Origin of the sequence: Thalassospira profundimaris WP0211 (genome assembly GCF_000300275.1) — a bacterium.
Classification (GTDB): domain Bacteria; phylum Pseudomonadota; class Alphaproteobacteria; order Rhodospirillales; family Thalassospiraceae; genus Thalassospira; species Thalassospira profundimaris.
In genome coordinates this window covers 122,025-134,670 of sequence record NZ_AMRN01000012.1, presented here as the reverse complement: position 1 = coordinate 134,670, position 12,646 = coordinate 122,025, and the positions used below count along the sequence as shown (strand labels likewise).

Sequence of the window (12,646 nt, the reverse complement as noted above, 5' to 3'; positions counted from 1 at the left end):
TCAAACCGATTTTCTGTTCTTGCTCTTTTTGCTGCGGGCTACAGCGTCGGACTAAACAACCCACTTAGGCATACCTCGATTTATAATACATCGCTTCAAGCCTGCAATGCGTGCATGCTCGCGCCATGCCACAGTTGCAAACGGTGGCGAAAGCAACAGGCGCCCTCCACCCCGACCGGCTAGTTATAATATACGATGGTATACAAACTTGATGTCAGGATGGGAACCGGTTCTTTGCAAAATCGAGGTAAAATAAACGCGATATCAGCCGCCGGTTGATTGCGTACGCTTCAACGCTTCGACCAATTCCTTGTTCGACATGTTGGCCCGGTTCTGTATGCCTTTTTGCGCGGCCAAATGATACAGATCATCTCGGCGCCACTTGTCGTAACTTGGCGCGCCGTGAAGACGCTGTGCAGAAGTTTCCTGATCTGTTTGCCCAGAAATTTTATTAAAGCTCGCCACTGTTGCCTCCATGTTGGGACGGTCACAAGCAGTCTTGGCACTGTGTACAGTGCTGGTGGATGAAAATCCGTTCTAGATTTCATGTAGGGGGAATTGCCTGATTTTCTATTCCCCGGAACGCATTTTTCATAACCAAACGGCGTAACAAACTGAGTAATCTTGCAAAAATAATGAAAAAGGTAGATCCAGTTGATCTGCCTTTGAGGTTACTCACACTACTGAGGCAACAGATAACAGCTATGGTGTGGCAAGGAACCCACGCATGGCGTCAACTGTCTGCTGTGTTATCTCGTCGAGTTCCTTGATCTTGTCATCAAGCGCGGGATCGAAATCACCTTCGAAACGCTCAAATGCCAATGCAGCTTCTGCAAGTTCGGGCGCCGCCATGTTTCTGGCCATCCCCTTGATGGCGTGTCCAGACCGCTTGATACCATCAATGTCCTTCGTAGCCGCAGCCTCAATCAGTCGGGCGCGCTCTTCGTCGTAGGAGGCCGGGAGCAAATTCACCAACAGCAATACCTGATCTTTGCCAAGGGCCTGGCACAACTCGTCAAAACGGGCGTTATCAATCAATTCCATCGACAAACCTTTCTGTGCAGCCCAAGACAATATCACGTCTTGCACAACACCACTCAACCAATGCCAAGTCGGGGGCATTCCGGCTTTTACTGCATATGGTTAATCGTAGCACAGGCGTCCACAACGTCATTTGCCCATTTAAGAGTTTTGGCATCCATTGATTGCATGTGACGGTATTTTTCAAATTGATTGGCAATCAAGGCCAGACGTTCCAAAAACACCGGTGGATGATCAAGCCCCAACAATTGATCGGCAAGCCGATCAAAGGCGGCATTCTGAAATTCAAGTGACAGGCTAATCCTGGGTTCGCTGGCATACGGGCTTGCCCGTCCACCCCAATGATAAAGATCCTGTCGCCAGCCCATCACCGCACCAGGCTTGGCCGGAAGGGCGCGAATGTCTTGAAGGCGGACCTCCCCCGGTTCTGAAACCGGTACCGGGTAACCTTTTTCGAAATTGCGGGGCAAGACATGCATACAGCCATTTTCAGGCGTGGCTTTGCTCAGTGGCACCCAAAGGGAAAGGCTGATCAACATCTCATCGCCAATCGTACTTTCACCCTGATAATCGCGATGCGGTGGCCAGCCGCTTCCATCAGTATCGGGATCGACATGCCACGCCCAGAAGTGCGGCAAAAGCGCAATCCGATCGCCCAGAAAATGGGTCAGAAGCGGGCGTAACCGACGAAACACATCCCACGCTTCATCGTAAAGGTATATCAGCGCGGGTGGCAGGCCAGTGGCGACAAGCACTTCAATCCCGACACGAAGCTTTTCAAGCTCGCCTGCCGGTAAAACATCGTGGATCAGGAAATATCCCTCAACCCAAAACCGTTCAGAAAGCACGCCCCCGTCAAAACCACCTTTATCGGCACCAATTTCCGCTACATCGGTGCCTGGACTTACACCGTTGGAAATCGACAGTTGCGGGTTAAGCTTCTGCCATACCTGAATGTCTGTGGCATTTTGGGCTGTGATCATGGGAAAATGTCCGGTATTGAGGATGGCCGGACGATACGCAGCACTTTCCGCAATGGCAAGCGCGGAAACTTGATGCAAACCACAGACAGTTCACTTTCGATCAGGCTTGGCCCCATCATGACAAACAGCCATATCACGCCAAATCAACAACCGCCGATCAATCACGGTGGCGCAGTTGATCGTGCGGCAAGCCGATATGGCATTCCAACAAGCGACTGGCTGGATTTATCGACCGGTATCAATCCAATAGCCTACCCGGTTCCCGATATTGAAAATGCGCACTGGCAACGCCTGCCTCTCACCTCGGAGCTTGATGGCCTGAAAGCGGCAGCCACGCAGTATTACCACCTGCCGACGACAGATCATCTCGTTTGCGCCCCGGGCACGCAGGCCCTGATCCAGATGATCCCGTTCTGGCTAAAAGACCGGATGGCAGATCAGGCGACTAAAAACGTCCATGTTATGGGCCCGACATACGGTGAACATGAACGGTGCTGGCGACGTGCCGGGTACCATTGCCAAACCCACCAAACCTACCCCGCTGACAGAATTGCCAAGGCCATGGATATTCTGAGCACTGCCGAAACGGGAACAGTGGTTATCCTGGTCAATCCCAACAACCCGGACGGGGCCATGTTTGCCCCTGACGATATCTTAACGCTGGGCAAACTTGCCGATGCGCGCAGTTGCTGGCTTGTGGTCGATGAGGCATTTATGGATTGCCAACCGGACCAATCGGTTTGTTCGCGCATTGATCAGTTGCAAAACACCATTGTGTTGCGTTCATTTGGCAAGTTTTTCGGCCTTGCCGGGGCGCGACTTGGCTGTGCTGTCATGGATCGCAACCTTGCAACTGAACTTGAAAGCCGCGTTGGCCCATGGGCCATTCCCGGTCCGACCATGGTGGTGGGCGCGCAAGCTTTTTCCGATACGCACTGGCAGCAGCAAAGCCGAACACGTCTGACGGCAGACGCAGCGCGGCTTGATGATCTCGTCACCAAGAACAGCAGTCTGGCTCTATCTGGCGGCACCGATCTTTTCCGCTACTACGACGGTAAGGATTGCGTTGCTTTGGCAGATAACCTTGGGCATCGGGGCATTCTGGTGCGGCTATTTGATCATGATGCAAACAAGGTTCGGTTTGGCCTGCCCGGAACTGATGGAGATTGGAAACGCCTTGAAGACGCGACGGCAGCTTGGCACAGCCCAAACCGGTAAAATGACCTAAAGGCCGCTTTCTTCCCAGGATTGCTTTTTACGATAGATTGTTGACGGGCTGACACCCAGGGCATCGGCTGCACGCGGGATGGATCCGCCACAACGCTCGATTGCCTCTTCGATTGCCTGTTTTTCAACCTGCCAAAGCGGCTTTATCTCGCCAAACCCCAGCCTTCCCGAACCGGATGCGGACGGCGACAATGTAGTTTGATCTTCGCCACCAAAGTTGCCCCCCGCACCAGCACCAAGCAGTTGGTTGCTGCGTCCGGAATTATGATTTTCGACGACCTTTCGCATTTGCCGGGCACCGGCAAGAAAGGCCAGTGCCTCCGGATCACCGGCCCAATGACGTCCGGGACCGCCCGGCTCGTTTGAAACAACCGGATGGGGTGGCGGGGCCTCGATCGTCCCTGACCCGAACTGGTCACCGTCAGTGCCGCTATTGACCGGCCTTGGCACCATTGAAAGCGCCACCTCGGTCCCGTTATTAAGCACAACAATGTTACGGATGATATTTTGCAACTGGCGAATATTGCCCGGCCAAGAATATCGTGCAAACAGGGCGGAAACCTCGGGACTGAACCGTTCGAAATCACGGCCTTCTTCGCGCGTGAAGCGTTGCAGGTAGAAATTGGCAATTTGCAGAATATCGTTATCGCGATCACGCAGGGGCGGCATATGCAGCGGAATAACGTGCAAACGGTAATAAAGATCTTCGCGGAACCGACCGGAACGCACTTCTTCAAGTGGATCGCGGTTGGTCGCACAGACAAAGCGCACATCAACTTTTTCTATCGAACTGCCGCCGACTTTCTGGAACGACCCGGTCTGGATAAACCGCAGAAGCTTGGTCTGCAGATCCAGATCCATTTCGCAAATTTCATCCAGAAACAGCGTGCCGCCATCCGCACGATGTGCTGCCCCTTCGCGGTCGGAAACAGCACCGGTAAACGCCCCTTTGACGTGACCGAAAATCTCGCTTTCCATAAGGTCTTTGGGAATGGCACCGCAGTTCAGCGGAATAAACGGATCCTTTGCCCGTTCCGAACGACGATGGATTGCCTCGGCGGCAAGTTCCTTACCGGTACCGGACTCACCGGTGATAAAGACAGTCGCACGGCTGGGGGCAGCATTTTCGATAATGCGATAGATATCACGCATGTTTTCCGACCCGCCGATGATGTCGAAATACATCTCGTCGGCATCGGGACCTTCCAGATCAATATCCGGGGCACTTTGAAGGGCGGGCGCACCTTTGATCGCCTTTGTCACGGTGTCGCGTAACTTGTCAGCGGTGAAGGGTTTTAACAGGAAGTCCCATGCCCCTTCGCGCATCGCCTCGACCGCGACATTGATCGATCCGTGGGCCGTGATGACAACAATTTTGCAATCCGGTGCGATTTGCGCGGCAGCGCGAAGAACCTCGCGCCCGTCTATATCGGGCAAAATAAGATCCAGAACAAGGACATCCGGCGGATCATGGCGTAAGCGTTCTATGGCATTTGTGCCACTGACGACGTGATCAACAACGTGACCATCGGCACGCAAGTAATCCTGATACACGCGCGCCAGCGACAGCGTATCTTCCACAATTACAATGCGTGCCTGCTCTGGCATTTTCTTGTTCGTATCCCGATATACCAATGTAGGTCAGCATACCGATAGTGTTGCTCATCTCACAACTACTAACATGTATTGCAGTCACTACCCAAACCATACACAATCAGATTAACGTTAAGAAAAGCATAGTCTTGGCCGGGTTTCCGCCACTGGCCAAACGCTTCTAAGGAGAGTCCAGACTTGAATTACAAGACAGATTTCGCCAATGGAACAACCACAGTCGAAGTGACCGGTCGCTTCACATTCGGCGATCATTCGAGCTTTCGCAAACTGATCGAAGAAGTTCGCGGACATGGCTCGTCCACGCTTGTTCTGGACATTTCCGGTGTCGACTTCATTGACTCTGCCGGTCTTGGCATGTTGCTGCTTGCACGCGACGAGGGCGAAAAATCCAACACAAACGTTATCCTGCGTGGCGCACGGGGACAGGTCAAGCGCATGCTTGAAGTTGCCCGCTTCGATACCTTGTTCCAGCTGGAAAACTAATCAATGCCTGTTGGCCGAGACTCACGTGCAAAGTACTTGGTTGCCGTGCCGCAAACCGTCGCGCAACAGGACCTCTCAAAGCTTGTCGCGGGGATAAACCTGTGGGACGCGACCGAAGCTGCAGCCAAGTACATATCAGGGCAATCGCCCGAGGATTTTTCCAGCCAACGGCGTTTTTCATTTTGTATTTTGCCTTCACAGGTCGGTCGCGACTGGCTTGGCAGCCTGATCCGTCTGAATTGCGACACCTTTGTTGAATGTTTCCCCGAACTCGACCTTGGCGACTTGGCATCACTGGTCGGTAAGAAATCACTGCCAAAACATGACCTGCTGGTCTGTCTTTCAACACGTAGCGCCTATCATTTGCCGGTGGCGCGCAAATTTGTGACCAGCCTTCGCCATCGCGGCCTGATTGGTGATGGCGTCGCGTCCTCTGTTGAAATGGCCGTGCAGGAAGCATTCGCCAACTCGCTCATACATGGCAATCTCGAACTTGCAACCGGCGGCCATCTATCGATGGATCGCTTCAAGGAGCTCGGCGAAGAAACCGAACGCCGCCTTGCATCCGGCCACCATGGCGCCCGTGCAATTATCCTGACAGCGCGTCGGCGCAAAAATGGCCAAGTCGTAATCACCATCAATGATCAGGGCAACGGATTTTCACCGCCTGATGCAAACGCAACTGCCCCGATTTCGCGTAAGGACACGACCTTTGGCCGCGGCCTCCCCTTGATCAGAAGCCTGTGCCACTCTGTGAATTTTCTGCGGGATGGCCGCACGATCGAACTGACTTTTGATGACAGTCAAAGCACGACGGCGTTAGGCGACACAGCATTCCTCAATGATCTTGAAACACGCCTGACGACGTCGCCCGATGCACTGCGCATTGCACAGAACGCAACCATCCTGATTGCCGACGATACTCTGTTGTCGCGTGAAATCATTGCGTCATATCTTCGGGCTGACGGGTTTACCAATCTGGTTTTTGCCAAGGATGGCGAAGATGCGATTGCCCAGATCAAGGCGCATAATCCCGATCTGATCATTCTTGATATCATCATGCCGAAATTGGACGGTTATGCCGTGTGCAAGGCCGTCCGTGCTGATCCTGCCTATGCAAAAACGCCGATCATCGCCCAAACCGCCCTTGAGGAGAACGAAGGACGCACGCGCATTTTCGATGACGGGGCAACCGACCTTATCCTCAAACCGCTCAACAAGGCAGAACTGATCGCACGTACCAAGATCCATCTCGAAAACCGGCTGCTGGTGCAGCAACTTCAGGCCTATCAGGCACGCACCCAGTCGGAACTGGAACTTGCGCGCAACATGCAGGAAAACCTGAACCCGACACCGGAACACTATCGTGGTGTCGGCATGGATTACGGCATGCGGATCAGCGCGACATTCCAGATGTCCTCGGAACTTGGTGGCGACATGTGGGGGCTGGTGCCAATTGATGCCCATCGGCTTGGCGTTTATATCGTTGATTTCGCCGGCCACGGGCTTGGTGCGGCACTCAACACCTTCCGCCTGCATTCCCTGATATGGTCCGAACAAATCGACGATCAGACGCCGGATGTGTATCTGCAGCGGCTTAATCGTCATCTCGAGGGACTTTTGCCTGTCGGGCAATATGCGACAATGCTGTATGGCATCGTTGATCGACAGAACAACACATTTGCCTATGCCAGTGCCGCCTGCACGTCACCTGTTCTGGGCAACACTGCGACCGGCGAGGCACGCTATCTTGATGGTTCGGGGGTGCCACTTGGCGTTATCAGGGACGCCCGCTATGAAACCCGCGAAGTCCCGTTCGACAAGGACAGCTTCCTGCTGCTTTACAGCGATGCACTGATCGAAACAACCTTGGACAATGGTCAGTTTCTCTGTGAGGCAGGCTTGCTCAAGATGTTGCAAGATACCGTTCTGGAAGGCGGTCGTGACATTGACCTTGCCGCACAGATTGCCGATCAGTTCATGGACCGTGCACCGGCAAAGCTTGATGATGATTTCACGATCGTTTCCCTGCAAGCAGCCAATATCCCGTCTGCTGGCTAGACACCTGCAAGATCAGGAAACGCGGCACCCACGACCGATGGTGGACAGGATCAGGTCGCCAAACGGCTCGACATCGCCCCAAATGACCTGTGCATGGTCAAATGTCGGTTGCGGTCGCGTCTCGCGGTCATCATGCGAAACGGTATGCATACGGCTTGCGACCACGGTGCGTATCAGGTTGGCAAGCCCCTTGCGCGCACCGGCATGATCGGGTTCAGCGGCAAGAACAGCACCAAGTTGATCAAGTGCGCGCATTTTGTCCCGGCATCCCAGCAAATCAGCCGCAAGCACGCGCAACTCCCGCGCATCGGGGCGCAGACTGATGGCGATTTCAAGATGTTCAAGCCCAAGATCACGGCGGCCGGTCTGGATATAAACCCTTGTAAGGCCCAAATGGGTCGCCCCATCAAGATCATCAATCAGTAACGCCCGGCCAAACGCATTCAGCGCAAGATCACAAAGACCAAGATCAAGCAGAACATGGCCCAGCACACGAAGACGGGCGGGCTGGTCGGGAAGACTGTCGATCAGACCACGCAGACGGGTACGGATTTCCGGGGCAAGCTCGATATCGCCCGTAATTGCCATTGCGGATGTTTGCAAAATCTCTGTCTGCGACGACATGGTCAACGGCCTCGTTCCCGCCAAAAATCGGGACCGGTGGTTGTGCCATTTCACAAAATACCGTTCCCGCTTTGGACAGAGTAGCGCCATCTGGTTGCAGGAAGATTAACCGAGTCGCAGCTTATCTCATCCAAGGGGCGAGTTTTTTGGTGCTTGGCCCGACGTCACTTGCCAACACCTTCGGCCAACGCATCAAGTTTGACTTCGCGAACCGGGCGGGCAAAAAAATACCCCTGCATCAGCCGCCCACCCAACGTGATGATCACATCGCGCTGGCTGTCGTTTTCGATCCCTTCCAGCACGCAATCGATGCCAAGGTTCTGGCACATATCAATCACCGTCTTGACGATACGGCGGCTGCGTTCGTTATGCGACAGCGGGGCGACAAAGCTGCGATCAACCTTGAGCACATCAAATTCAAGTTCGTGGACATAGCGCAGGCTGGAATAACCGATGCCGAAATCGTCAAGGGCGATGCGCGCGCCATGATCGCGCAAATACCGAATGCTGGTTCGGGCAGCCTCAAAATCACGCAAGAACGCCGTTTCCGTGACTTCAAAGGTCAATCTGCCAGGGTCGATGCGATGATTTTTAATCTCGTCGATCAGCCACTCGACCGTATCGGACAGAACAATATCGCGCGCCGAGAGGTTAAACGATACGGGCAGGTTTTCCGGCCAGTCCTGCATATCAACCATCAGCTTTTCGAACAAAACCCGTGTCAGAAAACCGACCTGACCGGTCTTTTCTGCCACCGGGAAAAACGTGCCTGGCGAAACCGTCCCCATCTGGGCACTTTCCCAACGCGCAAGCGCCTCAAGCGAACTTACCTGCCCGGAACGAATATCAAACACCGGCTGATAATGCAGGCTGAGCTCGGTTGATAAATCCGCCTTGCGCAGCGCCTGTTCGATCTGGGAGTCATGGCGGATCAATGTTTCGTGGTGGGCGGCAAACAAAACCGCCTCGCCGCGTGCATTCTTTTTCGCATGGTAAAGCGCAAAGTCAGCCCGCTCGAAAAGGCCGTTCGGGCTGCGCGCCACTGTGGGATATGTCGCAAACCCCAGTGATGCCGAAACCTGCACGGTCACACCATTCAGCATAAACGGACGATTAAGGGCATCACAAAGCTCCTTGCCGAGCGCAATCAGTTCAAGTGCATCGTCATAGCCCTTAAGCAACAATCCGAACTCATCCCCTCCCAAGCGCGCGAGAAGCGTGTCCGGGCCAAGGACTTTGCGAAGCCGCCTGCCCGCCTGCTGCAACAGCTCATCACCCGAGGGGTGACCATGCACGTCATTGACAGGCTTGAAACCGTCGAGATCAATCATCGCCACCGCGAATGCTTCATTTTTGGTGGCGGCATTCACTGTATCTTCCAGCACGGAAAAAAAAGCCCGGCGGTTGGATAAACCGGTCAACGGATCGATCAGCGCCAATGCCTCGTTCTGGCGCGACAGTTCGATCATCGTCTGGTGCTGTGCTTCAAGGTCGTTCTGGGTCTGGATCAGGCCAGAAAAATTGGCATAGAAGCTTCGAATGATCTGAATGATCATCAACGACACAAGCGCCATATTTACCGCGATCGCGACATAGACTTCGTTGCCGCTGGTCCCGAAGAAGAACACGAAGGTGCCCAGCACAATCGCAACAACCAGCAATGCCGCAGGCGGGAAATTCACCAGACAGAAAATACAGCCAACAACGGTGATCGATATGAAATAGGCAACGTGGCCGCGCTGATAGGCGTCGCCATAATCAAACATCGTGATCGCCCAAAGGGTAAACAGGACGGATATCACCACCGCCAGCACCCTGATGCGCTTCAGATGTTTGATACAGACATCAACGTCATCAATATCAACGCGGGCCCGGTTCCAGGCAACCGCACGAAAAATACAAATGACACCGAGAACAATCACCGCATGGACTGTCATCCAGTCGGGTGCTGTTCCGTAATGGGTATAGGCAAGAGCCACCGCGTTGGCCAGCAGCAGCATATAAAGGACAGGTATCTGACGCGAAAGAGCACCAACCTGCGCGCGCAACAGTTCCGGCTTGTCTGTCCGAATTTTTAACGTGTCGGCAAAACCTTGCCAGAAACTACCGGCTGCCACTTGTCCCAGACCTAACGCGTTCTTTATCCCGAAAAATACTATACAGGAAAAGTGCGACCGAACATCACTGATTGCAAGCGGCGTCTAAATACACCTGCCCGGAATATCCCGGGATCTGTTTGTTTTGGCCAAGGTCTGGTTACTTCTTGGCTGTCCGACCCTTTTGCGCTTCTGAACGGCGCGCAGCCCCAAGCGCCAACGTGGCAAATTCAAGAAGTTGTTCTTCGTTATCAAGCCATTCACCGGGTACTTCGAAATAAGACAGGGTCACCGGCCTTCCCGACGGCACCGCAAATGGCTGCATCTCCATCGCATCAAACCGGTCCTTGGTCTGCGCGTCTCCTTTGAGATACAGGACATCATCGGAAATGATCGCAAAGAAGGCGCCGTCACAATAAAGCCCGACGGCGCCAAACATCCGTCTGGGCCTGATATGCCCCAAAGGTGCCAGCAGCTCTGACACCAGCATAACGAACTCGCTATCGACCGATGCCATTAAGGATCTCGCCTTCAACACCTTCGGAAATCAGATAATCACGCAATGACCGCCCCGGAACCGGGCGAAAGCGCGATGTCGATATTTCCATATGGGCAATCCGGTCGGCCCGAAAAACGCGAAAGGCCTCGCGCAATTCGCACCAACTGGCCAAAAGCCACGTACTGCCAAAAAACAACATGCCAAGCGGCCAGACACGGCGGCGGGTATTGTCGCCCTTTGCATCGGTGTAATCGATATCGATCAGAAACCGTTCCCGAATAGCGCGCCTGAGGTCGGGCATCGAAATGGCAATCGGTTCCTGCGCGATTTCGGCAATCGCAATCGGAACACCGCCGACCAGACCTCGGATCTTTTCGGGCAGCACGGCCTCGATCTTGGTCAGGGCATCACCGGCGGCACGTGCCATTTGCGGATCGGTCCAGCTTTGAACCATGCGGGCCGCAACAACAAGCGCCTCAATCTCGTCGGCATCAAACATAAGCGGCGGCAAGTCATACCCATCGCGCAGGATATAGCCCACGCCTGCCTCCCCCTCGACCGGAACACCCGACGCGGCAAGGTCGCGAATGTCGCGGTAAATGGTGCGTTCGGAAACTTCAAGTTCCTCTGCCAGGTCACATGCGCGGCACAGTTTGCGGCGGCGCAAGATTTGAACAAGGCGAAATAATCGGTCAGCCCGTCTCATGATCACTCCTTTGTCATCCTGCCCCAAAAATTATCATACCGCTCCTGACAGGCTCCTGTCAGGAGGGATGTGCAACCATTGACAAATCGGGACAGGATTAACCCCCAACGTCAGGAGCATGACGATGAAAGTCACCAACGCCTATCAGATCATCATCACCGAAAAATTCACCCAAAGCCGCGCCTTTTACAAAAAGCTCGGCTTCACACCGGTCTTTGACGGTGACTGGTATTGCCAGCTTGTCTGGCCGTGCGCACCATCCGTTCAGCTTGGCCTAATGAAGCAAGGTCACGAAACCCAGCCGGCCATGTTCCAGGCGGCCACCATCGGCGAAGGAACGGTTCTTACGCTGGAAGTCGAAGAAGCCCGCGATGCGGCAGATGAATTGCGTGAAGCCGGGTTTGAATTCGCCCTTGATCTTCGCGATGAGCCATGGGGCCAGCGCCATTTTGCCCTTCTTGATCCCAATGGCGTGCGCATCGACATCGCAAGTGCCACCGCCGAACTTTCCCCGGAATATGCCCAGCAGTTCAAGGAAACCGGCGAAGGCGTACTTGCCTGACCTCCCTCGCGCACCAAGCCCTACAAACTTTCTGCCAACGGCCTGCCCAAGTGGCGGGCCGTTTCTTCTAACCGAGCATCTTTGCAAACCGGGATATCGCCGTCGCGGCATCGGCAATGTTCTGACTTTGGGTACGTCCGGAACTTTTGCGTGGCTTGAAGTCATGTTCGCCGTCTTCAACCCAGTGAAGCGCAATACGGTCCGAAAGCCCGTAACCCGCAATCTCATCCGGACTGCCAAACGGATCGCGCGTGCCATGACAAATCAGGCTCGGCGTTTTCAGGGTTTTAAGGTGTTCTGTACGCAGGTTTTCAGGTTCGCCCGGTGGATGGAACGGATAGCCAAGACAGACAAGACCGGCGACACCAAGATCATCTGCCACCATGCTGGCGATCCGTCCGCCCATGGACTTTCCGCCGATGATCAACTTCTCTGGACCGCCAACTGCGCGAACAACTTCACCGTAATACTCGATCAAAACCGGTGCCCGATCCGGCCCGCGCTTTTTGCCATCAATTCGGCGTTTGGCCATATAGGGGAACTCAAAGCGTGCAACGCGTAAACCCGCCTTGGCCAGTTCGCCGGCTATTTCGTTCATGAACGGGCTGTCCATAGCGGCCCCTGCCCCATGGGCCAGAACAATCGTTCGGGCAGCATCTTCATCGCCATCAAACTGAAACTGGATCGGATCGGTGCTCAAAACAGGTTCCCCACAGACTGCAGTATATTGCTTAACGTCATACAGAACCT

At 54.3% G+C, this 12,646-nt stretch carries 13 protein-coding genes; 4 read left to right on the top strand and 9 right to left on the bottom strand.

All coding sequences use genetic code 11. The annotated features are described in order from the left end of the window. Positions 1-264: 264 nt before the first annotated feature. The 3 genes from TH2_RS19040 to TH2_RS19030 form a co-directional block, all read right to left on the bottom strand. Positions 265-465, bottom strand: a complete 201-nt coding sequence (locus TH2_RS19040) for a hypothetical protein (RefSeq protein WP_008892081.1) — start codon at positions 463-465, stop codon at positions 265-267. A 237-nt stretch (positions 466-702) separates the two neighbouring features. After that, positions 703-1,044, bottom strand: coding sequence for an Hpt domain-containing protein (locus TH2_RS19035; RefSeq protein ID WP_008892080.1), 342 nt, complete (start codon positions 1,042-1,044; stop codon positions 703-705). Between the two features lie 86 nt (positions 1,045-1,130). Next, on the bottom strand, positions 1,131-2,024 hold the full coding sequence (locus TH2_RS19030) for a phytanoyl-CoA dioxygenase family protein (protein ID WP_157194249.1): 894 nt from the start codon (positions 2,022-2,024) through the stop codon (positions 1,131-1,133). A gap of 72 nt (positions 2,025-2,096) precedes the next feature. On the opposite strand from TH2_RS19030, the gene cobD reads away from it, so the two are divergent. Further along, positions 2,097-3,242, top strand: coding sequence for a threonine-phosphate decarboxylase CobD (cobD, locus tag TH2_RS19025; RefSeq protein ID WP_008892078.1), 1,146 nt, complete (start codon positions 2,097-2,099; stop codon positions 3,240-3,242). 6 nt (positions 3,243-3,248) lie between these two features. Here the strand turns inward: cobD and TH2_RS19020 are convergent, their stop codons facing one another. Then, on the bottom strand, positions 3,249-4,859 hold the full coding sequence (locus TH2_RS19020; protein WP_008892077.1) for a sigma-54-dependent transcriptional regulator: 1,611 nt from the start codon (positions 4,857-4,859) through the stop codon (positions 3,249-3,251). 183 nt (positions 4,860-5,042) lie between these two features. Between TH2_RS19020 and TH2_RS19015 the strand changes: the two genes are divergently transcribed. Both TH2_RS19015 and TH2_RS19010 read left to right on the top strand, forming a co-directional pair. Continuing rightward, entirely contained in the window at positions 5,043-5,348 is a 306-nt protein-coding gene (locus TH2_RS19015) for an STAS domain-containing protein (protein ID WP_008892076.1), read from the top strand. A gap of 3 nt (positions 5,349-5,351) precedes the next feature. Continuing rightward, positions 5,352-7,409, top strand: a complete 2,058-nt coding sequence (locus TH2_RS19010; RefSeq protein ID WP_008892075.1) for a SpoIIE family protein phosphatase — start codon at positions 5,352-5,354, stop codon at positions 7,407-7,409. Between the two features lie 12 nt (positions 7,410-7,421). On the opposite strand, the gene TH2_RS19005 is transcribed toward TH2_RS19010, so the two are convergent. From TH2_RS19005 to TH2_RS18990, 4 genes are all read right to left on the bottom strand, one after another. Next, positions 7,422-8,033, bottom strand: a complete 612-nt coding sequence (locus TH2_RS19005; protein ID WP_008892074.1) for a hypothetical protein — start codon at positions 8,031-8,033, stop codon at positions 7,422-7,424. 164 nt (positions 8,034-8,197) lie between these two features. Next, a complete protein-coding gene (locus TH2_RS19000) occupies positions 8,198-10,150 on the bottom strand; it encodes a putative bifunctional diguanylate cyclase/phosphodiesterase (protein WP_008892073.1) in 1,953 nt (650 codons plus the stop codon). Positions 10,151-10,289: 139 nt separating this feature from the next. Then, positions 10,290-10,646 (bottom strand): TfoX/Sxy family protein, encoded by a 357-nt coding sequence (locus TH2_RS18995; protein WP_008892072.1) that lies wholly within the window; start codon positions 10,644-10,646, stop codon positions 10,290-10,292. Continuing rightward, positions 10,630-11,334 carry a helix-turn-helix transcriptional regulator gene (locus TH2_RS18990; protein ID WP_008892071.1) on the bottom strand — a complete coding sequence of 235 codons (705 nt, stop codon included), beginning with the start codon at positions 11,332-11,334 and terminating at the stop codon, positions 10,630-10,632. The genes TH2_RS18995 and TH2_RS18990 overlap by 17 nt, the downstream gene beginning before the upstream one ends. Before the next feature lie 124 nt (positions 11,335-11,458). On the opposite strand from TH2_RS18990, the gene TH2_RS18985 reads away from it, so the two are divergent. Then, positions 11,459-11,896: a VOC family protein gene (locus TH2_RS18985; RefSeq protein WP_008892070.1), complete on the top strand. Its 438-nt coding sequence runs from the start codon at positions 11,459-11,461 to the stop codon at positions 11,894-11,896. A gap of 67 nt (positions 11,897-11,963) precedes the next feature. Here the strand turns inward: TH2_RS18985 and TH2_RS18980 are convergent, their stop codons facing one another. Then, entirely contained in the window at positions 11,964-12,596 is a 633-nt protein-coding gene (locus TH2_RS18980) for an alpha/beta family hydrolase (protein ID WP_238538735.1), read from the bottom strand. Positions 12,597-12,646: the final 50 nt, after the last annotated feature.

Bases quoted from the DNA above. Each gene is read 5' to 3' on its own strand.
- TH2_RS19035 (WP_008892080.1), bottom strand. From the start codon at position 1,044: ATGGAATTGATTGATAACGCCCGTTTTGACGAGTTGTGCCAGGCCCTT.
- TH2_RS19030 (WP_157194249.1), bottom strand. From the start codon at position 2,024: ATGATCACAGCCCAAAATGCCACAGACATTCAGGTATGGCAGAAGCTT.
- cobD (WP_008892078.1), top strand. From the start codon at position 2,097: ATGCAAACCACAGACAGTTCACTTTCGATCAGGCTTGGCCCCATCATG.
- TH2_RS19020 (WP_008892077.1), bottom strand. From the start codon at position 4,859: ATGCCAGAGCAGGCACGCATTGTAATTGTGGAAGATACGCTGTCGCTG.
- TH2_RS19010 (WP_008892075.1), top strand. From the start codon at position 5,352: ATGCCTGTTGGCCGAGACTCACGTGCAAAGTACTTGGTTGCCGTGCCG.
- TH2_RS19005 (WP_008892074.1), bottom strand. From the start codon at position 8,033: ATGTCGTCGCAGACAGAGATTTTGCAAACATCCGCAATGGCAATTACG.
- TH2_RS18995 (WP_008892072.1), bottom strand. From the start codon at position 10,646: ATGGCATCGGTCGATAGCGAGTTCGTTATGCTGGTGTCAGAGCTGCTG.
- TH2_RS18990 (WP_008892071.1), bottom strand. From the start codon at position 11,334: ATGAGACGGGCTGACCGATTATTTCGCCTTGTTCAAATCTTGCGCCGC.
- TH2_RS18985 (WP_008892070.1), top strand. From the start codon at position 11,459: ATGAAAGTCACCAACGCCTATCAGATCATCATCACCGAAAAATTCACC.